This window comes from Ornithinimicrobium murale (genome assembly GCF_003352835.1).
GTDB lineage: Bacteria > Actinomycetota > Actinomycetes > Actinomycetales > Dermatophilaceae > Ornithinicoccus > Ornithinicoccus muralis.
In genome coordinates, this window is sequence record NZ_QLVD01000032.1 from 15,559 (window position 1) to 41,904 (window position 26,346).

General features: G+C 67.7%; 25 protein-coding genes. 12 read left to right on the top strand and 13 right to left on the bottom strand.

Annotated features, from left to right (window positions below; genetic code table 11):
* Positions 1-42: 42 nt before the first annotated feature.
* From DPQ65_RS14185 to DPQ65_RS14215, 7 genes are all read right to left on the bottom strand, one after another.
* Positions 43-204, bottom strand: coding sequence for a helix-turn-helix domain-containing protein (locus DPQ65_RS14185; RefSeq protein ID WP_114908013.1), 162 nt, complete (start codon positions 202-204; stop codon positions 43-45).
* Between the two features lie 303 nt (positions 205-507).
* Positions 508-6,237, bottom strand: coding sequence for a MobF family relaxase (gene mobF / locus DPQ65_RS14190; protein ID WP_114908014.1), 5,730 nt, complete (start codon positions 6,235-6,237; stop codon positions 508-510).
* A gap of 160 nt (positions 6,238-6,397) precedes the next feature.
* A complete protein-coding gene (locus DPQ65_RS14195) occupies positions 6,398-6,994 on the bottom strand; it encodes a cadmium resistance transporter (protein WP_114908015.1) in 597 nt (198 codons plus the stop codon).
* Positions 6,991-7,341 (bottom strand): Cd(II)/Pb(II)-sensing metalloregulatory transcriptional regulator CmtR, encoded by a 351-nt coding sequence (gene cmtR, locus DPQ65_RS14200; RefSeq protein WP_114908016.1) that lies wholly within the window; start codon positions 7,339-7,341, stop codon positions 6,991-6,993. The genes DPQ65_RS14195 and cmtR overlap by 4 nt, the downstream gene beginning before the upstream one ends.
* Positions 7,342-7,349: 8 nt before the next feature.
* Complete coding sequence (locus DPQ65_RS14205; RefSeq protein ID WP_202863149.1) at positions 7,350-8,714, bottom strand: hypothetical protein; 1,365 nt, start codon at positions 8,712-8,714, stop codon at positions 7,350-7,352.
* 152 nt (positions 8,715-8,866) lie between these two features.
* Positions 8,867-9,202, bottom strand: a complete 336-nt coding sequence (locus tag DPQ65_RS14210) for a helix-turn-helix domain-containing protein (RefSeq protein ID WP_114908017.1) — start codon at positions 9,200-9,202, stop codon at positions 8,867-8,869.
* Positions 9,199-10,314 (bottom strand): tyrosine-type recombinase/integrase, encoded by a 1,116-nt coding sequence (locus DPQ65_RS14215; RefSeq protein WP_114908151.1) that lies wholly within the window; start codon positions 10,312-10,314, stop codon positions 9,199-9,201. The genes DPQ65_RS14210 and DPQ65_RS14215 overlap by 4 nt, the downstream gene beginning before the upstream one ends.
* 479 nt (positions 10,315-10,793) lie before the next feature.
* Between DPQ65_RS14215 and DPQ65_RS14220 the strand changes: the two genes are divergently transcribed.
* Positions 10,794-11,072: a hypothetical protein gene (locus DPQ65_RS14220; RefSeq protein WP_202863150.1), complete on the top strand. Its 279-nt coding sequence runs from the start codon at positions 10,794-10,796 to the stop codon at positions 11,070-11,072.
* A complete protein-coding gene (locus DPQ65_RS14225; protein WP_114908019.1) occupies positions 11,047-11,547 on the top strand; it encodes a hypothetical protein in 501 nt (166 codons plus the stop codon). Before DPQ65_RS14220 ends, DPQ65_RS14225 begins: the two co-directional genes overlap by 26 nt.
* 591 nt (positions 11,548-12,138) lie before the next feature.
* Here the strand turns inward: DPQ65_RS14225 and DPQ65_RS14230 are convergent.
* Together DPQ65_RS14230 and DPQ65_RS14235 are read right to left on the bottom strand one after the other, a co-directional pair.
* On the bottom strand, positions 12,139-13,146 hold the full coding sequence (locus DPQ65_RS14230) for a DUF932 domain-containing protein (RefSeq protein ID WP_114908020.1): 1,008 nt from the start codon (positions 13,144-13,146) through the stop codon (positions 12,139-12,141).
* 135 nt (positions 13,147-13,281) lie between these two features.
* Positions 13,282-14,844 (bottom strand): ParB/RepB/Spo0J family partition protein, encoded by a 1,563-nt coding sequence (locus tag DPQ65_RS14235; RefSeq protein WP_114908021.1) that lies wholly within the window; start codon positions 14,842-14,844, stop codon positions 13,282-13,284.
* Between the two features lie 287 nt (positions 14,845-15,131).
* Between DPQ65_RS14235 and DPQ65_RS14240 the strand changes: the two genes are divergently transcribed.
* The 5 genes from DPQ65_RS14240 (at position 15,132) to DPQ65_RS15780 (ending at position 19,162) form a co-directional block, all read left to right on the top strand.
* Positions 15,132-15,980, top strand: coding sequence for a hypothetical protein (locus DPQ65_RS14240; protein WP_114908022.1), 849 nt, complete (start codon positions 15,132-15,134; stop codon positions 15,978-15,980).
* A 234-nt stretch (positions 15,981-16,214) separates the two neighbouring features.
* Positions 16,215-16,694 (top strand): hypothetical protein, encoded by a 480-nt coding sequence (locus DPQ65_RS14245; protein ID WP_202863151.1) that lies wholly within the window; start codon positions 16,215-16,217, stop codon positions 16,692-16,694.
* A gap of 56 nt (positions 16,695-16,750) precedes the next feature.
* Positions 16,751-17,347 carry a hypothetical protein gene (locus tag DPQ65_RS14250; protein WP_114908023.1) on the top strand — a complete coding sequence of 199 codons (597 nt, stop codon included), beginning with the start codon at positions 16,751-16,753 and terminating at the stop codon, positions 17,345-17,347.
* 70 nt (positions 17,348-17,417) lie between these two features.
* Positions 17,418-18,767: an ATP-binding protein gene (locus DPQ65_RS14255; RefSeq protein WP_162802261.1), complete on the top strand. Its 1,350-nt coding sequence runs from the start codon at positions 17,418-17,420 to the stop codon at positions 18,765-18,767.
* A gap of 164 nt (positions 18,768-18,931) precedes the next feature.
* Positions 18,932-19,162: a hypothetical protein gene (locus DPQ65_RS15780; protein ID WP_162802262.1), complete on the top strand. Its 231-nt coding sequence runs from the start codon at positions 18,932-18,934 to the stop codon at positions 19,160-19,162.
* Between the two features lie 17 nt (positions 19,163-19,179).
* Here DPQ65_RS15780 and DPQ65_RS16545 read toward each other — a convergent pair whose 3' ends face one another.
* Positions 19,180-19,446 carry a helix-turn-helix domain-containing protein gene (locus tag DPQ65_RS16545; RefSeq protein ID WP_114908025.1) on the bottom strand — a complete coding sequence of 89 codons (267 nt, stop codon included), beginning with the start codon at positions 19,444-19,446 and terminating at the stop codon, positions 19,180-19,182.
* A gap of 185 nt (positions 19,447-19,631) precedes the next feature.
* Between DPQ65_RS16545 and DPQ65_RS14265 the strand changes: the two genes are divergently transcribed.
* Positions 19,632-20,126 carry a hypothetical protein gene (locus DPQ65_RS14265; RefSeq protein WP_162802263.1) on the top strand — a complete coding sequence of 165 codons (495 nt, stop codon included), beginning with the start codon at positions 19,632-19,634 and terminating at the stop codon, positions 20,124-20,126.
* A gap of 107 nt (positions 20,127-20,233) precedes the next feature.
* On the opposite strand, the gene DPQ65_RS16370 is transcribed toward DPQ65_RS14265, so the two are convergent.
* Both DPQ65_RS16370 and DPQ65_RS14270 read right to left on the bottom strand, forming a co-directional pair.
* The gene (locus DPQ65_RS16370) at positions 20,234-20,359 is read right to left on the bottom strand and encodes a hypothetical protein (protein ID WP_272947654.1); all 126 of its coding nucleotides are present in this window, start codon (positions 20,357-20,359) and stop codon (positions 20,234-20,236) included.
* 333 nt (positions 20,360-20,692) lie between these two features.
* Complete coding sequence (locus DPQ65_RS14270) at positions 20,693-21,565, bottom strand: hypothetical protein (RefSeq protein ID WP_114908027.1); 873 nt, start codon at positions 21,563-21,565, stop codon at positions 20,693-20,695.
* A 238-nt stretch (positions 21,566-21,803) separates the two neighbouring features.
* Between DPQ65_RS14270 and DPQ65_RS14275 the strand changes: the two genes are divergently transcribed.
* From DPQ65_RS14275 to DPQ65_RS16550, 3 genes are all read left to right on the top strand, one after another.
* On the top strand, positions 21,804-22,139 hold the full coding sequence (locus tag DPQ65_RS14275) for a hypothetical protein (protein WP_114908028.1): 336 nt from the start codon (positions 21,804-21,806) through the stop codon (positions 22,137-22,139).
* On the top strand, positions 22,136-23,539 hold the full coding sequence (locus DPQ65_RS14280) for a hypothetical protein (protein WP_162802264.1): 1,404 nt from the start codon (positions 22,136-22,138) through the stop codon (positions 23,537-23,539). The genes DPQ65_RS14275 and DPQ65_RS14280 overlap by 4 nt, the downstream gene beginning before the upstream one ends.
* Before the next feature lie 106 nt (positions 23,540-23,645).
* Positions 23,646-23,849 (top strand): PDDEXK nuclease domain-containing protein, encoded by a 204-nt coding sequence (locus DPQ65_RS16550; protein ID WP_420330098.1) that lies wholly within the window; start codon positions 23,646-23,648, stop codon positions 23,847-23,849.
* 271 nt (positions 23,850-24,120) lie between these two features.
* On the opposite strand, the gene DPQ65_RS14290 is transcribed toward DPQ65_RS16550, so the two are convergent.
* Positions 24,121-25,536, bottom strand: coding sequence for an MFS transporter (locus tag DPQ65_RS14290; protein ID WP_114908030.1), 1,416 nt, complete (start codon positions 25,534-25,536; stop codon positions 24,121-24,123).
* Positions 25,537-25,638: 102 nt separating this feature from the next.
* Here DPQ65_RS14290 and DPQ65_RS14295 point away from each other — a divergent pair, with 102 nt between their 5' ends.
* The gene (locus DPQ65_RS14295) at positions 25,639-26,286 is read left to right on the top strand and encodes a TetR/AcrR family transcriptional regulator (RefSeq protein WP_238146876.1); all 648 of its coding nucleotides are present in this window, start codon (positions 25,639-25,641) and stop codon (positions 26,284-26,286) included.
* Positions 26,287-26,346 lie beyond the last annotated feature (60 nt).

Below are 26,346 nucleotides of genomic sequence, written 5' to 3' on the forward strand. Positions count from 1 at the left end.
TGAGGGGCCCCTTCGAGTTACTCCTGGCAGCAAGGAACGTCTCTAGTCGTCGCTCATGATGAGCCAGCGGGTGGGTAGCCGGTAGCCGGGGAGGTCTGCGTTATCGAGCCATCTGGTGACGGTGTGCGCGTCGACGCGCAGGTAGTGCGCGACGTCTTCGACCGTGAGTTGGTCTCGGTCGGTCCTCAGGATGCTGTTGTTCATGGTGTGCTCCCAGGTCTATTGGTGTGACAACCTGTGAGAGCAGGTGGTGGCGTCCGAACCAATAGCGGAGCCCCGCCAGGGCGGGCGGCGCCGTGTCAACCCGTAGGGACTGGAGGAGTGCAGTTTCGGCGCGAAATAGGCGCAGGGAGGGACGACCGGAGCGCGTGCCGAAAGTTCACGGGGGAGCGGCCCCTGCAGGGGGCCTGACTCGGTGCTGGTCGTCTGCATCGTTGGCCGCTTGGTCGGCGCAACCCTTTGGCTCTAGTCGTTGCTTTCGAGCCCCTGTGGAGACCGCCGAGGGAGTCACCGGCCCCTGCTTGGGGACCGCCTGCGGGTCTGACTAGGAACGGACCGGCGCTGTTCTCGCGCCGACCGGCCAGCGGGCGAGGTGCGCAGCAGCGGTTGCGCAGGCTGACCCAGTGGTAGGTGTGTTTGCAGCCGGTGGCGCATTTCGAGGGCGGGCTCCGGCCCAAGGGGGTCGCGGGACACGAGTGCGCGGGCGGCCTTGGCCACGTCGTGCCCTTGCTCTTGCGCTGATTGCATGACGGCCGCCAACGCGGGCCAGTCTGGTGCGTGCGGCAACCGTGGATCGAGGTCGGCGGCGAGGCCCGCCCACCGGGTGGTCTGCTCCTGAGGATCGGCGGCAGACAGCCTCTGCCGGACCGTGTTGACCTCTTGGAGTGGCTTGCTGGCTGCCTTAAGCGGGTCGGTGTTCCAGACCTGGACCACAGCCGCCACCGAGCGGGTGACCTGTTCTGTGGAGCGGCGCAGCCGGTTGCTGACCTGCTGGATGCCCGTGGCCCACGCGGTGCCTGGCCGGGCGGCCAGAACCTGGGCCGCATGTCGTTGCGCTTGGTGGGCAGGCAGGTTGGTTAGCCGCTCATCGAGCAACGTTTGACCCAGTGGGCGCGCCTGGAGCAGTACATCGTGCAGCCGGGCGGGCCCGTGCTCGGTGAGGATGCTGGCCGGGTCAGCGCCTTGCGGTAGCGGGGCCTGGGTGGGGTCGAGCCCGTGGGGAGTGAGCAACCAGTAGGCACGTTCGGCCGCGGCGGCGCCTGCCTGGTCGGCATCGGTAGCGACGATGGGGTTCATCTGCCCGCGGGCGATCTGGATGGCTTGGTCCTCGGTGAGGGAGGTGCCCAAGGGTGCGTAGCCGACGTGCGTGCCGTTGCTGGCCAGGGTGACTGCGATGGCGTCGATTGGACCCTCAACGAGGACTGGGATCGCCCACTCGTCGGCGACGGCGGGTCCGTACAGTTGGGCGGACTTGTCGAACAAGGGTGTAGCCGGGGTGTTGAGGTATTTGGGGCCAGACTTGTCTGCATCGGTGGCGTCGGGGTGGCGCCGGCCCACGAAGGCGAGCACGTCACCTTCGTGCACGATGGGGAATACGACTCGGTCGCGGAACCGGTCGATGACGTTGCCGTTGCGGGCGGTGGTGGCCACCCCGGTGGTGACCATTTCTTCATCGCTGATTCCGCGGCCGCGCAGGTGGTCGACCAGGTGGGTCCACCCAGCGGGTGCCTGCCCGGGGCGGAACCGGGCGTCGCCGGTGATGTCCTGCCCCAGCCGGTCAACAAGATGCTGCTGGCCCCAGGAGCCGGGGAGCTGGGACTCATAGAACTCCAGTGACCACTGGTTGATCTGCACCATCCGCTCCCGCGAGACGGGAGACTCATCCCAGGCCGTGGCCCGGACGACCTGCCGTTCGATTGCTGCGTCCGGTTCGAGCACGGGACCCATGGTCTGCCGGACGAGGGCAGCGAGTCCGAGGGATGCCACAGCGTTCTCCTCGAGCAGGTCGCTGCCTTCGGGGGTAGCGGCGTCGTACTCGGGGTCCGGTGGCTGCTGGTGAAACGGAACCGGTTCCTGGTCAGTCGGGCTCTGCCAGAGATCCTCCGACGGCTCAGCGTCGTCCTCGGGGTCTGGCGGTGGGGGGTCGTCGCCCGGTTCGGGGTGAAGCAGGGTGGCGGCCCGCCAAACCAGGACCTGGCACAGGTCATCGCTGCCGCTGGTGGCGTAGTCGTAGTCGGACGGGATGTTCACCAGGTCTTCCAGGGAGTACCGCTCGCGCATCCCGCGCTCGACCGCGGTGATGAGCTGTGGCCACCAGTGGCTGCCGTGCACCTGTTGGGCCAGGTCCTGCCCCAACAGGTCTCCTAGCCGGTCGGCCCAGGCTGGATGCAGCGGGTGGCGCCCCTCGGTCGCGTCGCCCAGGTCGACCCCGGTGACGTGCTCGCTGATCCGCCACCACAGCGCTGAGACGGGGTGGTCATCGGGCAGCGGTCCTTCAGCAGCGGCTCGGTCCAGCATCGCGTCCGCGGGCAGCCCTGCCTGGTCGATCATTTGCAGGTGCTCGGCCAGCAGCGCAGTGAATGAGTCCTTGTGGGCCAACGGCACGTGCGCGGTGATGGCTTGGACCCAGGCGGTGAGTTCGGGGCTGACCTGCTCACCCAGACGGATGCTCAGCTTGCCCTGCCACCGGGACGCGGCCTTCTGCAGCTGCGGCCGGCCGGTGGGGCGGAGGTCCTGGGCTGGCACCCTGGTGGCGGCACGCCACACGGCGATATCGCCGACGAGACGGTCGGACGGGCGGCCGTGGCGGGCCCACACCGGTGTTCTCGTGGAGTCGGCGGCTGCGCCGTGGACCTGCTCGGCCAGGTCGCTGACCTGGTGGGCACGGGCATTCAGGTACGGACCCCAGGTGTGATGCTGGCTGAGTGCGTTGGGGATCGCCGGCGCCCAGGGGAGGGGACCGGTCCCGGCCCCACGGTGGCCGGTGTCATCCAGACGCCAGTCCAGGACGGCCGCACGGTCAGCGGCAGTGTCGAGTTCCCGGTTGCCAGCTGCTGCTTTGAGGGCGGCCAGCGGGTCGACGCCGTGGGCGCTGTGCAGCAACAGGTGGGCGCGTAGTGCCGGCCAGGCGGCCTCGTCGGTGAGGCCGGGGACAACCTGTTCGGCGTTGTCTTCGAGGGCCTTCACCATCCCGGCTGGGGCGGTGTCCTCGGCGGCGTAGTAGAGGGCGTCGACGTACCGTTCGGTGGCATCCGGTAGCCGTTCGGACGGGTCGTCCTGGCGGCGCAGCATGGTGCTGGCGGAGACCGAGGAGCCGTCCCGGGCCAGGATGTCCTCAAGCAGATCTGTTGCGGTCGGTGGGTGCACCGCCTCGGCCCGGATCACGTTGTGCGGGTCACCATCGGAGGTAGTCGGCAGGTACAGGTGGTTGCCCTGCCCACCGCGGCTCAACATGGTGTACAGCTGCTGGCGGGTCAGGTCGCTGGTCGCTAGACCGTGGACGGTGTCTGTGCTGATGCCCTGGGCGGCGTGGATGGTGGAGGCGTAGCCCAGTTCGGTGTGATCGCGTACGTAGGCGGCCGGCAGGGTGATGTGTCTGCCGTTGCGGGTGTGTTGGACGGTCAAGGCGCCGCCGTGGTGGGTTTCCTTCACCGTCCACCGGTCGCCGTTCTTGACGAAGTCGGTGGGTGTGAGCCGCAGGGAGCGTTGGTTCTGGCGGGTGATGACCAGGTCTCCGACGCTGGCCCGGTTGCCGTCAGCGAGGGGAACGACCGGCCCATCGACCTGCTCGGTGTTCTGCAGCCGGTGAGCACGGGCGCGTTGGTTCAGTTCACTGGCGAGTTCGCGGGTCGGGGCCAGCATGATCGTGTCCTTGCCTGCCGCCCGGTCGGCGTGCCAGGCGGTGAAGACGTCGTCGGTGAGCATGGCCAGGTCTCCGACGTGGACCCTGCCGTTGTCCAGGTAGAACCCGAGGGCTTCGCCTCGGCCGTCCCGCAGAGCCAGGGTCGCACCTGCCTCCGCGGGATCGGTGAAGCGCATCAGCTCGGACAGGTGCGAGGCACCGTGGGTGGCTTGGATGTCGCGGAGCACACCACCGGCGCCGATCGCAGCCAACTGCTGGTCATCTCCCACGAGGCGGACGCTGCCGCCACGATCAGTGACGAACCCGATCGCGGCGTCCAGGGAAATGGTGTCGGCCATCCCGGCTTCGTCGATCACCACGAGGGTCTTGGGGCCGATGGTTTCGGCCCAGTCGGGCAGGTCGTTCTTGCCGGACAGGCCCCATGTGAGTTTGGCCAGGGTGTCGGTGCTGGCGCCGATCTGTTCGCGCAGCACCGCGGCGGCTCCCGCGGATGGTGCCAGCCCGACCACGGTGCCACCCCCCTCTGTCCACGCCTTGGAGAGGGCTTGCATGGCGGTGGTTTTGCCTGACCCAGCCGGGGCGATCGCCAGGGCCAGACGTGCGGGGCTGGTGGCCATTTGAGAGACCAGGAGCGACTGTCCTGCGTTCAGGGTGATGCCGTTGGCGGTGCTTTCCAGCAGAGTCACGTCGACCGCGGACTGGGGTGCGGTGAAGCCGTCAAAGCGACCGGCCATCGCCACAATCCGATGTTCGGCGTCGAGCACGGTCTGTGAGGTGAACAGGTCCGCACCGGCGACGGAGTAGACGCTGGCGCCGTCGGCGCGGCGCAATTGGTCCGGCTCGGTGATGCCGTCACGGGAGGCTGTCAGGGCGACGCAGCGGCCCTGGAGGACCTCAGAGACGATCAGGTCAACGGCCTTCTCTGCCTGCTCCGGGACGATGTTGGCCGATCGCACCTGGCGCTGGGCCTCGGCGCGGACGTGCCACACCTGCCAGGTCGAGCGACGTGACTGCATCGCCTCCAGCACCGTGTCAGCCGTCTGGTAGACCCAGGCGGTGTCGGCGACCTGGCCAGGGCCCGGCGCCTGGTGGCGGACGTGGGTGAGCATGCGGGACAGGCCTTCCTCCCCCAGGACGTCCAGTGCCTCGGCGTGCCAGGCCTCTCGCTGCTGCGCCAGGGTCCGGGGTTCGTGCTTGGCTTCCCTGGTCTCCAAGGTGGCTTGCTGGGCCAGTTGCACCGACTCGATCGCCGTGGGTGGCCGCCCGTGGTCGGCCTGGAAGCCGGCGGCCAGCTCCCCGGTGCGCTCCTGGATGCTGACCCGCCGGGAAGACCACCGCTGATTCAGTGCGACGTCAACACCGTCGATCTCACGGATCGGACGCTTGCCAGGGGATAGGTCGGCACGCTCGGTGAACCGCAGCCCCATCGTCGCGCGGAGCCGCCGCTCGATGGAGGTGTTGTAGGTCTCCGAGGCTGTGACGGTGGCCTTGTACAGGATCCGGGCGTCGACGCTCAGCCACCGTCCGTCCTCGGCTGTCTGCACCTTATTGGCCACGGCCACATGAGTGTGCAGATCCGGGTCACCGGCGCGGGAGTCACGGTGGGTGAACGCGGCCGCGACCAGGCCCCGGGTGTCGACCTGACGGACACCGTTGGTGCCGGTCCGGGTGTACAGGCCGTGGTTCTCGAGGAAAGACAGCGCGTCCTGCACTGCTCCTTGGTGGGCGAGCTCGATGGCTGCTGCGGTGGGTTCGTCGGCGACCGCCCACAATGCTGAGATGCTCTTGACCGGGGAGAAGGTGAGGTCGAAACCGGCGACCGCAGTGGTCCGGGGCCGGGAGTATTTGGCGATCTGCCCGGACAACTCGCGGGCATCACGCGGCTCACGGCCGAACTCGTCCCGGAACAGTTCTCCTCCGACCTCGGTGCGGATCCGTGCGCGCTCCTCGTCGGGAATGGGCGCATCGACCGGTTGGGCATGCTGCGTGTTGTAGGCCTGGACCGCGCCGGCGACCCGACGCCGGAACTCATCGACGTCACCGGTAAACACCTTGAACGGGGTGCCCAGCCGGGTGACGTCTTGTATCTCCCGGTTGCTGGCCCCCCGCTCCTCGAGCGCTGCTCGGCGCTGCTCGGCAAGAGGGTGGTGACCGGATCCGAACAGGGCCTGCATCTGCTCGGCAGTGACCACGTCGCCGGCGTCCAGCCCGTCGATGCCAGCCATGCCGGATCCGATCCACTGCCCGGGGGTCTCGCCGCGCTCGGTGTAGTAGGTCGCCAGACCGGAGTGGCCTTTCTCCGTGACATCCTGCGCGGCGACCTGCCGGGTCAGGTAGTCATATCCCGACCCGGCAGTGAGCTTGTGGATGCTCATCGTCACACCCCCTAAGTCACTCGCGAGGGCCGTCACCTCGCGTGAGGAAAAGAGTAGAATAGAAAGAATAGTACTGGTGGACAGCCCTATTAGAACCAGTCCTTATAGCCGGTTCGAAGTTGCAGGCGGCAGGTCAGGCTTCCGGCTGTGGGGCGGTTGTTCAGAGTCCGAATGCGCCGCCGCTGACGAGGATGGCTATGCCGAGGCCGATCAGGACGATCGGGAAGAGCACGTGTTCCCACCGCTCGAGCACCTCGGCGATAGGCCTACGGGTCGCGACATACCTGGCGAGCAGGACCAGCACGCCGACGAGCAGCAGGAACACGACGCAGAAGAGGACCACGGTTGCCGTGCTGACGTTCAGGAACACCGGGACGTAGACGCCGATGTTGTCTCCACCGTTGGCGAAGGTGACGGCGGCGACAGTCAGGATGCCGACCTTCTTGCCCTCGACCTTTTCGTCGTCGTCGTCACCGTCGCCTCGCCATGCCTGCCAGGCCGCCCAGATACCGAGCGCCAGGGGAATGAGTCCGAAGTACGGAATGGCGCTTGAGGGCAGGACGAGCCCGGCTCCCCAGGCGACCAGCAACGCAGCAGCGAGGATGCCTGCGAACCCCAGGTACTGCCCCAGCGCGATCCTGGCGGTGGTGCCCCTTTGGCCGGCGCCTCGGGCGAAGAACAGGGAAAGAATGATGATGTCATCGATGTTGGTGGCCATGAACAGCCCGATCGCCTGCAGGACCGTGGTGAGGATCACCGGTTGACCTCACAGCTGGCGATCGGGCACTGGGGATCCAGGCACGGGGCGTCCTCGTTCACGGCGAGAGTCACCTCGACCAGGGCGAGCAGCGCGTTGGTGAGGTGCGGGTCGGCGATCGCGTAGAGGGTCTGACGTCCCTGCGGTTCGGCCACGACGATGCCGCAGTCACGCAGACAGGTCAGGTGGTTGGACACGTTGGGCCGCGTCAGGCCGAGGTCCTGGGCAAGGCTAGCGGGATAGGCAGGCCGTTCGAGCAGCGACAGCAGGATCCGAGCCCGCGTCGGATCTGCCAGGGCCCGGCCGATCCGATGCATCGCGTCCAGCCTGGAGGAAGTAGTCAGCACGGGCTGAACTATACAGTTTGTGCTGAACCGTCCGTGAGGTCGGTGCAACGGGAAGTCACATCAGCTTCAGCGTCGGAGGTGGGCGTCGCGTTGGGCGGTGTAGGCGCTCCAGTCTCGTGAGGCAGGGCGGCCCACCGGGTGGCGGTGTTGGGGGCCAGGCCGAGCACCTCTGCCAGGATCGGGGTGGGCATGCTCGCGGCGAGCTGGAACATGGCGGCGTTGCGGGCGGCCAGCGGTTGGATGCCGCGTTCGACGAGCTGGCTGCGGACGTTCTCGGTGGCCAGGTGCTTGCCCGGGATACCGCCGGGGAAGAGCCACTTGTCGGGCCGGCTGGCATAGGAGGCTTGCCCGCGATGGGTGAGGTGGGTGCGCACTAGATGGTCCAGGGGGTCGGGCAGCTCGATGGGGTAGGTGTCGAACGTGGCCCGGGTGATGCCGTCGGTGGTGACGGTGATCTGGTCGGCGCGCATGCGGCACACGCGGGCCAGGGGTTGGGCGTAGAGCAGCACGAAGAGGCCGGCGATGCGGGTGTAGAGGCGGATCGTGTCATCGTGCAGGAGCAGTTGGACGTGCGTCCATCTGTCCTCGTCGGCGAGGGTGACGGCCGGTTGCAGGTCGGGCCGCTTGGGTGGGGACAGTTCCTGGCCTAGGTCGGTGGCCTCGCACCAGGTCAGGAACGGTCTCAGCGCGGTGGCGCGGGAGCGGTGTTGGTGGGCGTACCGGTCCAGGTCGTCCTGGGTGAGGTCAGCCAGGCCGATGTGGTGCTCGGTCAGCCACCCTAGGAATCGGGCGGTGACGACGATGGTGGCACGGGCCGCGGAGATGGCTCCGTGGGTCAAGGTCCCGCGCTGTTCCTTGCGGCGCAGTCGCCGCAGGACCTGCCAGCGGGCGAATCGGTTGAGCACTTCTGCGTGTTCGTCCGGAAGCGTGCTCAGGAGCTGGTTGAGCCATGGGGTGACGCGCTCGAGTTCGGCGTGGAAGGGCGGTAGGACCCCGAGGGCGGCGAGGAGGTCGCGCAGGTAGTTGTTGGTCTTGTTCGTGGGCATGGCCTCGAAGGCGGCGTGGGAGATCTCGATGTCGCCGCGGGCCATCGCGGCCAGGACGGATGGGCCGGTGGAGCGGGTGAGCCAGTACAGGGTGGTCTGTGGCCGTGGTCCGCAGACCAGGGCCTCGTGCACCGGCCGGAGCTGGGGGCGGATGCCACCGTCGGGGCTGGACAGCAGCGTGGTGGCCTTCTCCTCCAGGGCGCAGTGTCCGCACAGCCGGCCCCACGGGGAGTCTTCCCGCCCGCAGGCGGTGCAGGCGTAGACGGCCTCGTTGCCGGTGCAGGTCGCGCACGACGGCCGGCGGTCGGCGTCGTAGAAGGCCAGCACCCTGATGTTCGCGCAGCCGGCGCAGGGTTGGGCGGTCCGGGCGAAGCGGAGGGTGCAGCGTTGGCAGACCGGTTGTTCCAGGACGATCCGGGTGCAGCGTTCGTGTCGGCCACAGTGTGCGCAGTCCTGGCGTGGCAGTCGCGGCCGTGGGCTCATCCGTCCTCGGGCGGGCGGCGGACCCGGGCCCGGATCGGGCGCAGGTCACCGATCCCCGGACCGCTGTCCCCGGTGCCTGTCTTGGCGGTCTGGTCCTCGAGGACGGTGGGAACCAGCAGGTCGTTGGGTTCGCAGTCGAGGATGTCGCACAGGGCGGCCAGGACGTCCATGTTCAGCCGTTGCGGGGTGCGGGCCACGAGCCGGTAGACGTGCTCGCGGGACAGGTGCACGCCCCGTTCGGCCAGCAGCGGGACGAGGTCGGAGGTCTGGTACATGCCGTGGCTGGCCATCACCTGGCGCAGGTGCCATCCCATGGCGGTGCGGACGGTCATGACAGGTCCTCCTGATCGGTGGGTGCGTAGACGCGGGTCAGCGCAGCCTTGAGCGTCTTGTCCTTGAAGTCGTTGCTGACCGAGGCGTAGATCGCGGTGGTCGAGGCGTAGGCGTGGCCGACCTGTTCCTGGACGAATCGTTCGGGGTAGCCGAACTCGATCAGGTGGGTCACGTAGGAGTGCCGCAGGCAGTGCAGCGACAGCGCCTGGTCCAGGCCTACCTGCTCGCGCACGTCGGCGAAGCGGGCGTCGAAGTGGCGCAGCGAGACCCGGGAGAGCCGCTCGGTCACCCACAGGGCTGGCTGGCCGGGTGCCTTGAACAGCGGCCGTGCCTGCTCGACCCATTGCCGCATGCCCTCGATGGCCCAGTCGAACTCCGGCACCGCCAGGACCGTGCGACGGCGCGGAACGCCACCGCGGACGGCCTTGCCGTAGCGGACGTGGACCGAGCCGTAAGTGCCCCACCTGGGCACGTGCGGGTTGGGTCGTAGGTCGGCCACGTCCAGGCGGCACAGCTCGTTGCGGCGCAGCCCGAACGCGTAGGCCGTCTTGAAGACCTGCGCGTCCCGCAAGGCGCTGAGCGCCCCCTTGCGGCCCGAGGACGCGGCCCGTTCGACCTGGGCGTCCAGGTGGTCGAAGAGATCCTGCAACTCTGCGTAGGTCAGCGGGCGCCGTGCCGGGCGGCCCTCGTACTCGTTCAGGTGTGCCACCGTGTTCCACTCGTGACAAACCTGGGAGGGCACGGCGGCGAACCGGTCGCGGCACTCCTTCAGCCAACCGTAACGAGCGTCGGTGACGTAGTCGCAGAACATCCGCAAGGCCAGGTGGTATCCGCGGATCGTGGGGGGTGCTCGGGCACCGGGTCCGCTGGCCAGGGACACAGTGAAGTCTTCTACGTCACCCGGTCCCCACGCCCATGGGTAGGAGTCGGCGAACTCGCTGAACCGGCGCACCAGTCGCGCTCGGTCGGTGACCGTCTTGCTCCCCAGAAGTCGGGACTGCTGCTGTCGTCCCCACCCTGTCAGCATGGCCTCGAAGACGGCACTCTCCTCGTTCAGAAGAGCGATCCCCGCGACGAGGAGCAGTCCTGCCGAGCCCGGCACATCGACCATCAGGACCGCCATCCGCCGTTGCCGCAGAAGTAATATTGTTGCCTCTGACGTTACACCATGGATGGCGTCCCCTGGTCGGCGCATCAACCAGTGACGCGAGACCGGACTACGAATCCGCAGACCACCCTTCGCGTGTGACTTCTGACGCGATAATGCTCGCTTATTCCGGGAATGCAAGAGGTGTGTGGAACATGGGGTTGGTCGGTTTTGGTGGGGGAACGGGTCTGGCTGCGTGTTCGGCTGGTTGTCGGCGTGTGGCGCCGTGTTCTGGTGTCGGTCTGTGTGGTCGTGAAGGTGGCGTGTTCTGACATAGGGGAGTGTCAGAACTGGTGGATATCAGGCGTGCTGGTCGCGTTCGGGAGGTAGGTGGTCAGGTCATGGGTCAGTCGGTGAGGCAGGCGGCTCGTCGGGCGGCGCTTGATGTGAGGTCGCGGCGTCAGCGTGAGCGGGCGGAGCGTGAGAAGCGTCTAGAGGGCCTGGTGGTTGATGTGCTGGTGGCGCTGGGGGAGCGCGCTGATGCTGAGCGGCGTGCCGGGGTCGCGCTAGCGGCGCTGGTTGAGGCTGAGGGGCTGAGTGCCCGGGAGGCGGTCGACTGGTGTGATGGTCAGGTGAGCGCGCGGGAGGCCTCGCGGCTGCGGGCGGTGGCGCGAGACGCGGCGGCTGAGGAGACGGACGGAGCAGGCGACGGTGCAGCCGGCTCGTCGTCGGCGGCGGATGAGCCGGTGAGAGTAGATGCCGGCCCCACGGCTGAGCGCTGAGGGGCTGTCGGTCCTCGCGGGGTCGGTGGGTGATGCGGCGAGCCTGGCGCGTTACACGGGGAAGATCGTGCAGGTGCCCGGTAGTTCCTGTCTGTGGCGGACGGGTGCAGTCAGCGGGCGGGGGCATGGCCGGTTCTGGCTGGGGCATGACCGGGTGATCCTGGCGCACCGGTTCGCGTTCGCGGTAGCGCACGGGGTGGCTGCGCTCGGGCAGGAGCGCGTGCTTGGTCATCGCTGTGACAACCCGCTGTGTCAGCGGATCGGGCCGGGGCATGTCGTGGTCTCCTCGCCGCTACAGAATCGGCGGGAGTGGGCCAGCCGTCGCCACCTGCTGGGCAATCCGTTGACTGATCCACGGGGGGCGCGGAAACGGGCGGTGCAGCTGCGGGACCTGGCGCGCCGCGACCCGGCGCGGGTCGCGGTGGACCTGGAGCAGCTGCGCCGCATCTCGGGGGAGCAACTGGCGTTGTGGTGAACCGTTGCCGGACCCGGCCGGGGAAGGGTCGCTGGGTCGGGCAACGGTGGCTTTAGTCGTCTTCGTCGGCGCACCTGTCGCACACGAGGGCAGCGGGCGGTTGGTCGTCCATCCGGGCGCCGCACCGGGGACAGAACCCGACGTCTAGACCGTCAAAGTCCTCACTCAAGACGCGCACCTCCGCGCAAGGTGACTAGCGCCGCGAGTGTCCAGGCTGCGGGGTCTGGGGTGTCCTGCGTCATGGTGGCGCATCGTGGGGTGCGCGGGGACCACGGCGGTAACGCTTCCTCCACGCCGTAGGGGGTCGGGTCGGTGTGGACGATGCGCCGGCGTGGTGAGCGCGCTCATGGGGCCGATCAGCGCCCAGCCACAGCCGGGTGTGTGCACGCGCAGATGGTCGGCACCACCGGGACCGGGCGCGTAGGGGACGAGGGTGCATCCAGCCTCGGTCAGGTGCCGGGTGACGTCCTGGGCGACCTGGAGGGCGAGATGTTGAGGGGTGGTCATGACGGGTGCCTCCTTCTGGTGGTGCGGGGGTGGCCCGGGCGGGGTCGGAGGGGAAGCGACCCCGCCCAGGCCTGTCTGTGGGGGTCAGACCAGGGCGGCAGCAGCGCGCCAGGCGGTCTGCTTGATCCGGGTCGGTCCCTCGCTGGTGAGCAGCCGAGTAGCGCGGGCGGTGGCCGCGTCGGCCTTGTCACGCACTGGGGCGTGGTGGTCGACGTACTCGGTCACCACTTGGTAAGCGGCCCACGCGGTGCTGCGGATCCCTTCCTGTGTGTTGGCGTCGTGCCATAGCGCCGACAGAGTCGCCTGACGGTCGCGCTCGGCGTTCTTGGCCCGCTTCGACGCGTCTCGGTCCGTCGCGCCGAACACCTGGCCGATGATCGCCTGAAACTGCGCCTCGGTCGTGGTGGTGTTCACCAGCGCCTCGGCCTCGCGCTCGAACTCCTCGACGTAGGCGAACGTCAGCCCGAGGGCCTCACGGGCCTGCTGCACAGCGGCTTTGGCGTTGCGGGTGTGCCGGATCGACACGTGCGCGACGTTGTCCCGCAGCGCGGCGGCCTGGGTGTTCGCGCAGACGACGCGGACCGGGGTGAGGAGCAGCCGGAACGCGCTTGACCCGTCGTGGCTGTTCAGCGCCGCGATGTTCAGGTCGATCCGGTCGGTGCCGCCGACCATGATCGACCCCGGGAGACGCATCGTCAGGAACACCTGACGGCCACCGCGCAGCGAACCGGCCGTCTCAAACACCGCGCCGGACTCCTCGGCAAGGGTGTTCAGGAACTCGGCGTGCTCCTCGTTCTGCAGCGGGGTGTATCCGGCACCGACCACGCCCAGGGCCTCGGCGGCGGCGGTGAATGGGTTCGTTCGCACGGTCGCGAAGCCGGGGGCGGGGATGCTGCTCACGCCGTCCTCGGTGACCTCGTTCGCGGTCAGTGGCACCTTGCGCACGTCCCAGCCGCCCAGGTGCCCCAGGGTCATGGCCTCCTCGGCGGTGAACGCGCGGTCTCGGACGGTCGTGCCCAGCCGGTGCCAGGCGTCCTGGCGTGCGTAGATCGCGGCGGCCTGGCCCTTGTAGGTCTCAATCTCGTGTGACATCTCGCGGGTTTCCTTCCCTTTGTGTTGGTCCGTTCCGGTTGAGCGGATCAACTATTGCTGAGTCTATTCTTTCTGTTCTACTGATGCCCGGAGTTATCCACAAGGGGGAGAACTCCGGGCATCAGTGGGGGAGGGTCAGGCCGCTGCCTCGTCGGCAGCCGTCGCGTCCGGCCGTGGTGACGTCTCGTGCTCCTGGCCTTCGGTGACCTCGCCCTGGTCTTGCGGCTCGGCCTCGGTGTCGCTGGCCTCCCTGGTCGGCTCTTGGGCTGTCTGCGCCTCGATCTCACTGGAGCCGTAGCCCCATTCGGTCATGGCCGACAGGATGCGCCGGTCCCAGGGGCCGGGGTTGCGCCAGGTGTGGACGTCGCTGGCCTTCTCCCAGGCGGCCAGGATCGCGGCCAGGGCGCGCATGGTGGCTGCCTTCGGGGTGGCGGGTTCGTGGGCCAGCCGGTCGCATTCCTGACTGTGGCCGTAGTACCCGCCCACCTCGACGCCGCGCAGTTCCTGCAGCATCGGGTGGTTGGTGCTCATCGCCTGGTTGAGCCAGTGCGGAGCGGTCAGCACTGCCTCACAGATCAGCGCCTCGGCTCCTTTGGGCGGGTTCTTGCGGGTCAGGAACGTTGCCAGCCACTCACGGCGCACGGTCTGCGCCGATCGCCACGCCTTGTTGTTCTCCACGACCTGGCGACGCTCGGCCCGCTTCGCCTCGGCGGCGGCCTCGGCCTGCTCCTCGTCCGGCTCATTGGTGCCTGAACTCTCCCGCAGCTGCTGGGCGTGGATCAGTCCGGCGGCCTCGGGGTCGGTGCACACCCACACCTGTCGGTAGACCCGCACGGCCTCGGGCTCGGCCACCTCGTCGTCCTGGTCGGCGGCTCCCTCGTCGTCCTGGTCCTCGGGTTCGGGGTAGTCCCAACCCTGCTGTAGCACCACGGCGGCGCCGGTGACCTGGGGCCAGTCCTCTTCGGGGATCGGCTTGCCCTCGCTGTCCCGCAGGTGGCGCATGCCCACCTGGTGCAGGTCGGGTGCTTCCTGCGGGTCGAGCACTGGCAGGCCTTCGGCACGTAGCCGCTCGATTTCCTGGGCCAGGGCGGCGGCGTCCTCGGCATCGTCCCGCAGCCGCTGGGCTTCGTGCTCGAGGGACCAGCCGAACTGTAGGGCGCGTGTCAGCCGCGCGACGGCGTCGTCGTCGCCGTCGAACTCGGCCAGGATCGCGGCCTGATCCAAGGTCAGCGCCTCCTGGGTCATGGCCTCCTTGGCCGACTCGCTCCCGGCCACAGTCAGGGCGGCCTTCACCGTGGGGCGGGCGATGCCGGTGCGCTTGGCGATCTGTGCAGCGCTGACCCCGAGCAAGGCGAGTTGCTCCAACCCGTCACATACCTCGCGCTGATTCATCGCCTCCCGGTGCACGTTCTCGCTGATTTGGTCGGTGATCCGGTCGGCCTCGTCGGGGTGGGGCAGCACCCTGACCGGGACGGTGCCCGAAGGGGTGCCGACCTCGGTCGCGACTACGGTGCGGCGCTGCCCACGGAGCACCACCAGGTGGCCGTCCTCGTCGCGGTAGACGGTGATGACCTCCAGGACTCCGCGTGCCTTGATGGACGCGGCGAACTCGCGGGCGTCGGGGTGGGTGTCGGTGCGGACGTTCGCGCCGACGGTCAACGTCGCGGGGTCCACCTCAATCAACTCAACATCAGACATGTTGTTCAACTCCCTCTCATGGGTGTGGAATGGATAGAACAGAGTCTGTCAAGATTCGCACCCATACGGGGGCTGACCTGGGAAGATGTGGACAACTCTCATGGTCGGGAACGGCGGCGGACGCGGGCGGCGCGGCACCTCCGTCTGGGCCAAAGTGGGGTAGAAACAAGAGGGGATGAACGCACAAAGACCGGGAATGCAGGGTTGGTGTTAGGCGCCTGAGCAGTCCCGAGGGTGTCGGAAAAGACTTAGGGGTGGAGAGGATTTCCTGAGCTCCTGGAGGTGTCATGTCGAATCTGGCGGTGACCCACACGTTTGAGGACGGCGCGTTGGTGCGCGGCACCCAGCGCAGCGACGGGGCGGGCGAGGTGCTCAAGCCACTCGGGTGGCGCTGGGGGAGGGGCTTGCGGGCCTGGTACCTGCCCTCGAGTCGAGAGCATGCCCCAGACCGAGGGCGGCTCACTCAGGCCATCGAGCAGCTCGGCCAGGTCGGGCACGCCGTTGAGGCGAGCGTGGTGGTCGCTCCCTCAGCCGGCTACGCCGCGGCCGAAGGCCGCTACATCGAGCGGCTCCAGGACGCGCGCGAAGCATTGATCGCCCGCGCCGACCGGCACGAATCCGCAGCCAACAGCGACAATCAGAGCACCGAACTGCGTTGGAGCGAGAGCCAAGCCGCGGCCGAAACAAGAGCGCGCGCGGGCCGCATCACCGAGCAGCTCAACAGTCGCAGGAGCCCAAGCGCCATCCGAGGTCGGATCGCCCATCTGCAGCGCGACGTCGCGGCTGGGCAGCGAACCCTGGACGCGCTCGAGCGCGCGGACGAGCGAGGCACTGACAAGTGGTGCCAGGTGCATGATCAACTGGAACTCGACCGAGGGCAGCTGGCCTACTGGCAGCAGACGAGCCAGGAGACGACACACGGCCCGGGCACGGTCATGCCCGGCGATCAGGTGCGGATCCGTGGCTACTGGCGGACGGTAATCCGCGTGAATGCCAAAAGCGTCACCGTCCAAGTCAACGGGTGGGGAAGCGGGCGCACCGCGTGGGCGGATGTGCAGGAACACCGAGCGGGTCACCCGGAACAGCCAGCGCCTCGCCCGCGCCGACCGAGCGCCAGACCGCGCCAACTCACCTAAAACCCCGAACTCTGACGCCCGGCGGTTTTGAGTACCTCGCCCGCCCTGTCGCTGCGCTAGGGCTTATCCACAAGATGCACGGGGATGCTGCCCTATGGTCGAAGATTTTCAGTAGGCTCCGCACTGAGAATAGGAACAACAGATTGGAAACGGTGGAGCCATGGCCGACGTCGATCCGGTGTCAGAGCCGGTGACTAGCGTCCAGTGCGTGTGCACCCAGGACGGTGATCGCTCGTGACCCCTTCAGCCGCGGCCGATGAGGTCATTCCTACTGGAACGTACTGGGACCGGGAGACCTGGGACCTGGCCAGATCGGCCTACGTCGCAGACCTGGACACCGACCCCGATTCCCCAGACGCGTTCGTAGGTTGGCTCCACCGAGCCCTGGACCAACACGTCCAGCGAGGACCGGAAGGGCGCGCCGCCCTACAGATTCCGCCCGCACGGCGTCACCAGCAGGGGGAGCCGGCGGGACTGAGCAGGACCTACCCGCTGCACGCGAGCACGATCGATGCCCTCGAGGAGGCCATCATCCAAGACCGCCAGATAACCCGGCGGATGCTGAGCCGCTCTGGCTTCCTCCGGGAGGCCGTGATCGCCGCTGCCGGGCAAGCGCAGGCCAGACTCGCTGCTGGGGCCAACTTGCCGCCGGCTCCGGAGCGCCTGCCTAACCGTCCTGTCCGGCGATCGCATGGAGCCAAGGGCAGTGGCTGAACTCGTGGGGGTCGACAAGAGCCCACGAGACGGGAATGGAAGGGGTGACCGGATCAATGAAGCAAGAGGACGAGGCGCGCCTGCTGCAGGACTCCGCTGGCGAGCTCCGCAGCCGGAAGCGTTACTGGCTCTGGGTTGGCGCGATCGCCATTGGAGTCTGCGCGGCTGTCGTCACCGCCAGCTTCCTGTGGGGCAGCAGTTACTCCGGTGTCGCAGCGTGGGCGACATGGATCCTCATGATGGTCAGCGTCCTGACCTTATTGGTTGCCGGCATCCTCTACCTGACCACTATGAGACGGCTCGACGGTGTCCGCTATCACCAGCGCGTGCTGGTCTACGCGCAACAGGAGACAGCGAGCCTGAGTCACGTGACTCAGGCTCGGCAGGAGGCCGGGAATGCTGTCGAGCAGAACCGGCGAGCGAACGTGCGGTACGGACTGGTCACGCTGGTCTTTCTGGGTGGCGCCATGATCGTCAACTTCACCACCGACAACGAGACCGCCAGGTGGGTGGCCTTGGTCCCCGCACTGCTGGGGATGATCACATTGGTGTGGGTCATGGATCGTGGGCTCAAAGCGCGAGTCCGGTACGACCTCGCCAACGCAAGGCGAGAGCGCCTGCGCGAGCAGCTGAACGCAGGTCAGGAGTGGTGACCGCAACGCACGCCGACGAGGCTTTAGATAACTTTATACAACCAGCCTTCTATAAAGTGGTATAAGCGTCGTGGAGGGAAGCCTGTACACACCCGGGGCGGGGCACAGTCCGCCTGAGCTCGTCGGTCGGGACGCGCTGATCCAGGAGTGGCATCGAACCCTCAATAGCGTGGCCGCCCAGGGACGTGTCGCGGCCAGGGACATGCTGCTGACCGGCCCTCGCGGTGTGGGTAAAACCACGATGCTCACCGCGTATGGGCGCGCCGCGTCAGAGCAGGGTTTCGATGTGGTCAACGTGCAGGCGATCCGGCACCACGAGTCTGTCGTTGACGCGCTAATCACCAAAGCACGCACCAAACTGGAGGACGGAGCGGGTGCCTGGGTCAAGGCCCGCAACGCGGTGGAGCGGCTCAGTGGACTCAATGTAGGCGTGGCTGGTCTCAGCGTCGGGATTAGCACCCGAGACGACAGCACGGCCGCAGCCAGCCGCGTCAACGACCCCGGTGCGATCGCTGCGGCGTTGGCCACTCTCTCCGACGCCATCCGCGAGGACCGGGGCAGCGGAGGGTTGTTGATCACGGTGGACGAACTGCAGGCCGCACACCCCAGTGATCTCACCCTGATCGCCGCGGCACTCCACCGCCTGAACGTGGACCACCCCACAGCGACGGTCACATTCGCCGCCAGCGGCTTACCGCATACCCCGCAGGTCCTCACCGACGCCGGTGTGACCCACCCGGATCGGCTGTTCTTCCAGGACGATGTCCCGCTCACTCTCACTCCGGAGCAGGTCGAGTTGGCGGTTGCTGTTCCCGCGGGCCGCCGCGGCGTCAGCTGGCACCCCGACGCACTCCAAGCCATCACCAACGCCACCAACGGGTACCCAGCGCACGTGCAACTCTTCGCCGACGCGATCTGGCGGGTTGCCCCCGGCCCCCACCGGATCACTCTCGATGACGCCAAGACGGGTATCACCTCCGCAGTCCAGGAGGTGAACAGGCGAACCCTCTCCCCTCGTTGGAACGGCCTAGCAGACCGCTCCATGGAGTACATGGCCGCCCTCGCGCTGCACGGGGGAGAGGCCACCACCAAGCAGTTGGCGACGACACTGGGCAGAACCGCCCCGAATCTGAGCATGGTCCGCCAGCGGCTCCTGGACCAGGGAGACATCTACGCTCCCGGCCGCGGGCAAGTCCGGATGGCAATGCCCCTGCTCGTGCCCTACGCACTGGCGCGCTACGAGGAGTCCCGAGCCCAGTCAGATACCCCGATCCTGAGTCTGGACCAGATGCGGGCGAATCAGGTCAGGGAACAGTCCCCATCGGAAAGGAGTGCCCCCGGGCTTTCGCGCGGAACGTTCGAACAGGGCCGGCAGGTCACCCCACCAAAGACGCCGCCTCATCGGGAACCGGGGCGCTGACGGGTCAGGCGTACCGCACGCTCGCCTCGGTCAGCCAGGACCTGTGGCACCGAGCAGGTTCGTCCACCAGGTCCAGCCGGTCGGGTGTCGACGGCAGTAGTCGAATCGTCCGGCGCCATGACCTAGGAACCTACCTGCACAACTCGTCGCTACCCTCGACCTCTATGGACGAGATCGGCGCTACGGCCCGCCATAAACGTGCACTGCTCGACCGGGTAGAAGCTGCCGCCGGAGAACTCAGGTGTGCTGAAGCTCAGGTTCAGCACGCCCGCGAGATCCGCGACCAGGCCGTTCGAGCCGCGGTGGGCGCGGGGGCCCACGGTGGCCAGGTGGCAGCTGCCGCCGAGATCAGCCGGGGCCTCGTCAGTCGGATCGTCAACGCCGCCCGAGGTTGAGCGGGTTTGGGGCGGGGCTAAGCGAGAGACCCCGTCCCTTTAGCCCGCCTGATCCGTGGAGCACCGGGTCTACGAAGTGGCACGTCGGCCTCAGTTAAGGCACGTCGCACGGCCATCTGAGTTCGGTCCGTCAGCGCGGCCACTTCACGCAGCGACCGACCAGCCTGATACTCCGCCGCCACGAACTGGATGAAGACTTGGCGCTGGGCAGGGGTCTGGTGCACTGTGCCGGTACCGCGGAACTGCGGAAGCGTCTGGGGGTAGCCACGCCCGGGATAAGCCATGGCAGGAGGCTACTGACTAACAGCCGCGGGCCGCGTGTGGTGCTTTGGTGAGTCCCTCGTGCCGGTCGGCGTGGTCGTGGAGCTCAGGTCGACCGGCTTAGGGGCACATGAGCGACGAGAACTTCGTGACCTTGTATCACCACACCTCGCCCCAGGCTGCAGTGCAGATTCTGCAGGGTCGAAAGATGATGTCTAACGCACCGGTGAACCGGCCGTGGGCGCACTTCTCCACGTGGCCAGACGGAAACGCGGCCGGAATGGCCGGCTACGGAGAAGCGATCGTGGAGGTGCGACTGCCACGGGAGCTCCTCGTCCCAGAAGACCGTTTCCACAGCGGTGAGGAGTTTTTCACGGTCCCCCTGGCGGACCTACGTCCAGAGCACTTCGTGAGCGCGCACCTGCCGGAGCCGGCTCCTGAGGAGCGGGACCTGATGTGGCTGGCTGAGCAGATGCAGATCCAAAAGCGTGAGCTCGGGCCGTCCGCACCGAGCTACCACTGGCACTCGGTCGTGGAGGCGCGGGGCTGGGAGCAGCCACGCTTGGACGGCGGACAAGGTGGCGTGCCCTACGGCTTCTGCGCCACCGATGGAGCCGGCCGACTGAGACGTGGTCAGCACATGCTCGAGCCAGGCGCGGGCAGCCAGGATGGCAAGTCGCAGGGTCGTGGTCTGGAGCGGTGAAGCGGTGAGTCCCACGGTGGGGTGAGTGAACGGGTGGTTCGCTGCCTTACGGGTTGAGACAGGAGGCCAGCGATGGATCCGGACATCACGACGGAGCAGGCAGAAGCTCAGGTCCGCGAGGTGGTGCAGCAGGGGTATCGCCACTTCACCTCGCCACGATGGTCGCCATGGACGGCCGCGATGAGGAAGGCCAAGCCGAGGCCGCTGGCCTCGCCGGTGATCTGCAAGTCCATGATCAGGTCCCTTCTGGTGGTGCCTGCGGAGGTGCTGCCCTGTGGGGACATGGCGGCTGGGCTCGGGGTACGACCCGGGCTGCGCTTCGATCGGCCCACGCCTGCCGAAGCGGCAGCAGCGCGGTACCCAGCAGCGCCGGACCGCAAATCAGGGCAGCCACGACCTCGATAGCGATGGTGAGACTCATGGCCGACCCTCCTCGGTTTCGGCCGGTTCACCAGCCGGTGGTTGCGTCGAGTTGTGCTGGCAGGGGCACGAGCGGTAGACACGCGCAGGGCGGGCGGCGTCCTCACAATCCAGTCTGTCGTGCGGGACACGGCACTTCTCGCAGATCACGGCTTCCCCATCCACCGGTGGCGCGTGGAAACCGTCGGGTCGTGGGTGAGGCGTTGGACGCGTCGCAAGGTCTCCGGTGTCCTCGATAGCAGTGTCAGTGCTCTCCCTAGGTCGCTTCCCAGGCCTGTCGCGCGCACGTACTGGTCGGCGAGGCGCTCACTGATGGCGCACCATCGGCGGCGCCACCACGGGGCGAGGTAACTCACGAGCACGATGGCGGCGATCGTCACCGCCATCGGATAGTGCCCGCTGAGCGCTGTTTGTGCGACGGCTACCGAGCCGACGATGAACCGTGCGTGCCAAGAGAAGGCGACCAACGGCTGGGTAACCGTGCTGCTCAACATCGTGTCTAGAACTCCTCGGATCACCGTCCAGGGCAGCGACCAGAACTCGATCGCCGGGTCACTACGGGTCAAGCCGTGACGCACGCGCCCGGCGGAGTGAGCGAGGAACGCCGCCACAGCCCGATCGTCGAGGGCGCCACGGGAGGTGGCCCACAGCAGGTCCTCCGTCATCAGGATGGAGCGGCGCCCGCTACCCCACGTGTCCCACCCCGTGCTGCCGGGGATGACGTAGAGGCGGCAGTCCGGTGGAAGAACTCCCAAGTCATGCAGCAGCTCGACCGCCGGCGCCACAGCGGCCGCCTCATCCGGGGTCACTGCCCTGCCACCGCGCAGCACTCGGACCGCGCGACCTTCCAACCCCCCGAACACCAGGATCAGCAGCACGAGAGGGCCAACGACAAACAGGGGCAGCGCCAGCCACCCCGGCAGGACCAGCCCGATCATCCAGGTGAACACCGTGCTGGCGACCAGTCCCGGTGTCACCGCCAGGGCCTTCCGGCGTGCGAGCGTGCGCCGCTGCATCATCCTCACTCCCCTTTTCTGGGTGAACTGCACTAGTGCAATTGAAGTGGTTTCGGGAGTCTCCAACTCTGGATGCCGCTCTCACTGCCTTAGGTGTGTGACCCAGTGTGACCGACACCGCGGACACCCCGCAGGAAGTTATCCACAGGGCCCCCGAGACGACTGCTGTGCCGGCGGCCGATGTGGATTCATGAGTGGACAAGGGGTCTTCGCACCGAAGACCGGAAGGAGGCAATCAGAGATGAATGATGAGCAGGAGGGCGCCCACCTTCTGGCCGGCGTTGCCCGGCTACTTCGCCGAGCTTCGAGGCTGGCTGGGCAGCGACCGGTCGCAGAAGCCGAGGCGCTGGTCGCCGAGGACCTCGCGCTTGGCGCCTATCTGGCCTTCTGCGGCGTGTGTCAACTGCTGCCAGAGGGCTACGACGTCGAGGGCACCGAGCCGGGGGAGAGCGATCCGGCACTGCTGTTGCGGGCCGCGGAACTGCTGCTGCGCCAGGTCCCTGTCGATGATCAGCTGGTCGGTCTCTCGAAGGTGGTTGCCGACGTGCGCGACCTCGTCCGCGAGGCCGCAGCGTGAACAGCGCAGCACTCGGCGGTGTGGAGGACCCGGTGCTCCGAGCTGAACTTGCCAGTCGGCAATCCCTGCTTGAGCTCACGACCAACGCCGACGACGTGCTGCACAGTTTCAGCGCGCTCGTCGACGCGGCAACCGACCTCTCGGCCCGAATGGCCCACCCCTCACAGGGGATCGACCACAGCATGGCGATCGCCAGGCTCGCGGAAATGACCAGAGCCGTGGTCGATCTCCCTTGGCCGGCGCCGACCCAGAAGCATCCCCACGTGCCCGCGCCGCGGCAACTCGATCAGGCTGCAAACCTGCTGCGCCAGGCCGCATGTGCCCAGCCGGAACAGCTATCAGCCGGCGCCGCCCAACGCGTCAGAGCACGCATGCTGCACACGGTGTACGTGGCCAGCCACTTCGTGGAGGTCTCGCTGCGTGAGGAAGTGCGCACGCAGATCAGCCGCGGCGAGAGACAACGGGCCGCGGGGGTCCAGGCGCTGCGGGACCGGGTATCGACGATCGAACATGTCGCCAGCGCGGCCGTGAACGGCAGGCCACACCAGTGGAGCACTCCAGAGCCGGCGATGTCGCGGCTGTCCGCAGCGTTCGCAGAATGGGACATCAAGGCGCACCGTGTCCTGGCGGGCTCGCCCACGGGCGCCACACTGGAGGCGATTGCGCTCACTCAGGCGCTGGCGACCAGAACTAGTGACACCCTGATCGGTGCCGCGATGGAAGCAGGGCATCTATCGCGGGATGCCTATCAGGACCGGCTTGGACCGGCACTGCGGGAGACTGCCCACCAGTGGTCAGCCTTGCGGGGGCACCTCTCGGAGTTCACCACTGCTCGCACGCTGCCGCCAGTCGAGCTGGTTAAGTCCAGTCAGAGCCTGCGGGCGGCCATGCGTGACGTGGTGCTCGATCGTGGCGCAACGGCCAGTGCGGCTACGATCGCTGCCCGCGTGGACGTGGTGCAGGCAGCGGGGCTAGCACGGCAGAGTATCGGGGCCGGAACCGACCTTGCCCTGATGGCCCGGGACGTGGCCACCGGCAGCCACCAAATCAATGGCCCGGCAGCGGTGGTGAACCGTAAACTCAAGGAGTTCAACGCCCAACTGCAACCAGGAACGAGAAGGGATCCGCTGACCTACGGGCTCTCGGTGCGGGACCTGACCTTGGGACGTGACGTGATGGTCCCCTCGGTTCTGCGTACCCCGATGGTCCAGTCTGCCGACCTCCTGGCACAGCACTCGATGGTCGCGCTCTCTGCCGCGGCCGGTGCCCGGACACCAGGTCTTCCCTCCGCCGGTGGGGCCATTCTGGCTAAGGGTGTGAGCCAATCCCTGGGGCGAAGTGCTACGGAACGAACTTTACCGGCAATGGGGCGAGAGCTGGGGCCATCGGTGCCGCGCTGATCGGAGGGTGGTCCTCTGCGCCCCACGCCCGCCCTGGCAACGCGGCAGCGCCGAGAACACCGGCGGCTGCCGCGTGAGCACTCCACCAAGGGCACCGATCTATCCCATGGGTCCGGGCTCGACTTCATCGACGTCACCGCGCCGCCTGCAGGTTTTCCTGCTCGAACTGGGACACGGCTTCGCGTTCGTCGGGCGCCAGTTGCGTTTCGAGATCGGAGGGCATGAATGTTACATCGACCTGCTGTTCTTCCACATTCCACAGGGCCGTTACGTCGTAATCGAACGCAAGGTGGTCCGGTTTTCAGCCTGAGTACGCTGGCAAGCTCGACTTCAACGTCTCCTAGGTCGATGGCAACCTCCGCGCCCGCGACCGCCACGCCGCCACCGTCGGGGTCCTGCTGTGCGTTTACCGCAACGACAGCGTCGTGCGCTACTCGCTGGAGGGCACCAGCCAGCCCCTGGCGGTCGCTGACTCCACCTACGACACAAGGGCACTATCGAGCGGCGCGCATTTCCAGCGAGGCCGAGCTCACCGAGGCGGCCGGCGCAGCATTCGAGGACGTCGCCCACGCGAAGCAGTTCTAGTCCTTGGCCCGGCCGGGGATGGCGAAGCCTGCTACTAGGGCTGAGATGAGAGCCGCGATGGCTGCCACTGTGAATGCTGAGGCGTAGCCGGTGGTGGTCTGTGCGGCGAGGCTGGCGGCCGCGACGCTGGAGACCACCGCTGCGCCGAGTGAGGCTCCGAACTCGTGGAAGGTGGACAGCACCCCGGAGGCGATGCCGGCCTCGTGCGGTGCCACGTTTCCCAGGGCGGTGGCCGAAGCGACGACGAACAGGGTGCCGATGCCGGCTGCGCCGAGACTGATCCCGACCACGACCCCGAGGGTGCTGGTCCAGACGGCGGGGACGGCGAGCCCGATCGCGGCGACCGTGAGGCCGATGACGCCGAGGCTGCGGCCGCCGGTACGGCCGATGATCCGGCCGCCGGCGTTCGCTCCGGCCATGGTGAACAGGGCCACCGGGAGGAACAACAGCCCGGTCATGAGCGGTCCGAGGTCCGCGAGGTCCTGGAGGTAGAAGGTACCGAGGAAGAACACTGCGACCATAAGGGCAGTTGCGATGCCAATCACGAACACCCCGGCAGATACCGGTCGACGCAACAGCAACCTCAGGTCCATGAGCGGTGAGGCGACAGTGCGCTGACGCAGCACGAACAGCAGGTAGCCGACGATCGCGGCCCCGAACAGGGCGAGGGTGCGCGGCTGAAGCCAGCCGGACTCCCCGGCGTCGATCATGGCATAGATGGCGGTGCCGGTAGCTGCCGTGACTAGCAGGGCGCCGAGTACGTCGGCGCGATCACGGGTACCGGTGTCGACCGGCGGCAGGGCGGGGAGCACCTTGGTCAGCACGGCCACGACGATGATCCCGACCGGGACGTTGACCCAGAACACCCACGGCCACCCGGGACCGGCCGACAATAGTCCGCCGACCAGGACGCCGACGGCTGCGCCACCACCGCCGAGGGCCGACCAGATCCCGAGCGCACGGTTGCGCTCATCGCCCTCGAACAGACGAACCACTACTGACAGGGCGGCCGGGGACAGCATCGCGGCCCCCAGGCCCTGGCCGACGCGTCCGGCCAGGACGGTGAAGCCGTCCTGTGCTGCGCCGGTGGCGAGGGAGGCGATGGTGAAGACCACCATGCCGGTGAAGATCAGGCGGCGTGGACCAATCAGGTCGGCGAGTCTTCCGCCGAGGAGCATCAATCCGCCGAAGGTGAGCGTGTAGGCGCTGACGACCCAGGTCAGGGTCTGCCGGCCCAGGTCGAGGTCGGCTCCCATCTGGGGCAGCGCGATCGCGACCACGGTGACATCAAGGATCAGCATGAACTGGGCGATCGCCAGGATGGTGAGCGCCTGCCAGCGTCGAGGGTAGGGGATGTTGGGACCCGGGGCGCCGGGAGTCGGTCCGGAGGTCTGGCTGGTGGAGGTCGTCATGACCCCTCCTTCCCATGAGGAGTTGAAAGTGAACAGTCGTGTACGGGTTATGTAACGGGTACACTAACTCATACATTCCTGTTCGAGTAAAGGTTGGTGCGCGTGACGAATGGAGCGGTCTCAGCAAGCAGGCGCGCCGGGAGCCCGGGAGAAGGTGGGGCGGTCACCGCGGGGCAGACAGGACGCCGTCGCGCCGACGCTGTGCGGAATCAGGCCGCGATCCTGACGGCTACCCGCGGCACGTTGAGCGCCAACCCGGACGCGACGATGGCCCAGATCGCTCACGCGGCCGGCGTGGGCCGGGTCACGCTGTACGGTCACTTCTCAAACCGGGCAGAGCTCATTGATGCCGCACTGGCCGATGTCCTGCATCGTGGCAACGGGGTGCTGGAACAGCTCGACCTCGACGGGGATCCGCGTGAGGCGTTGGGACGGCTCGTCGTATCGAGCTGGAAACTCGTGGATGAGTCCCGCAGTCTCCTGGCCGCTGCACAGCGGGAACTGCCCGAGGGTCGCATCCGTGACCTTCACGGGGACCTCGAAGGACGGGTCCGACGGTTGTTAGAACGTGGCCAGCAGGAGGGGTTGTTTCGCGCGGACCTGCCCGTCGACTGGTTGTTGGCCACGATGCACGCGCTGATGCACGGCGCGGCCAACGAGATTGCTGCCGGACGACTCGAACCAGATGACGCGGGACCGATGCTGCGAGCAACTCTCCTGGGGGCCTACGCGCCGCCCGGAGATGCCTGAGTCACACATTGGGCCCCGGCGCCGCCATCAAGCACGAAGTCAGGACGTGCCCGCCGAGGG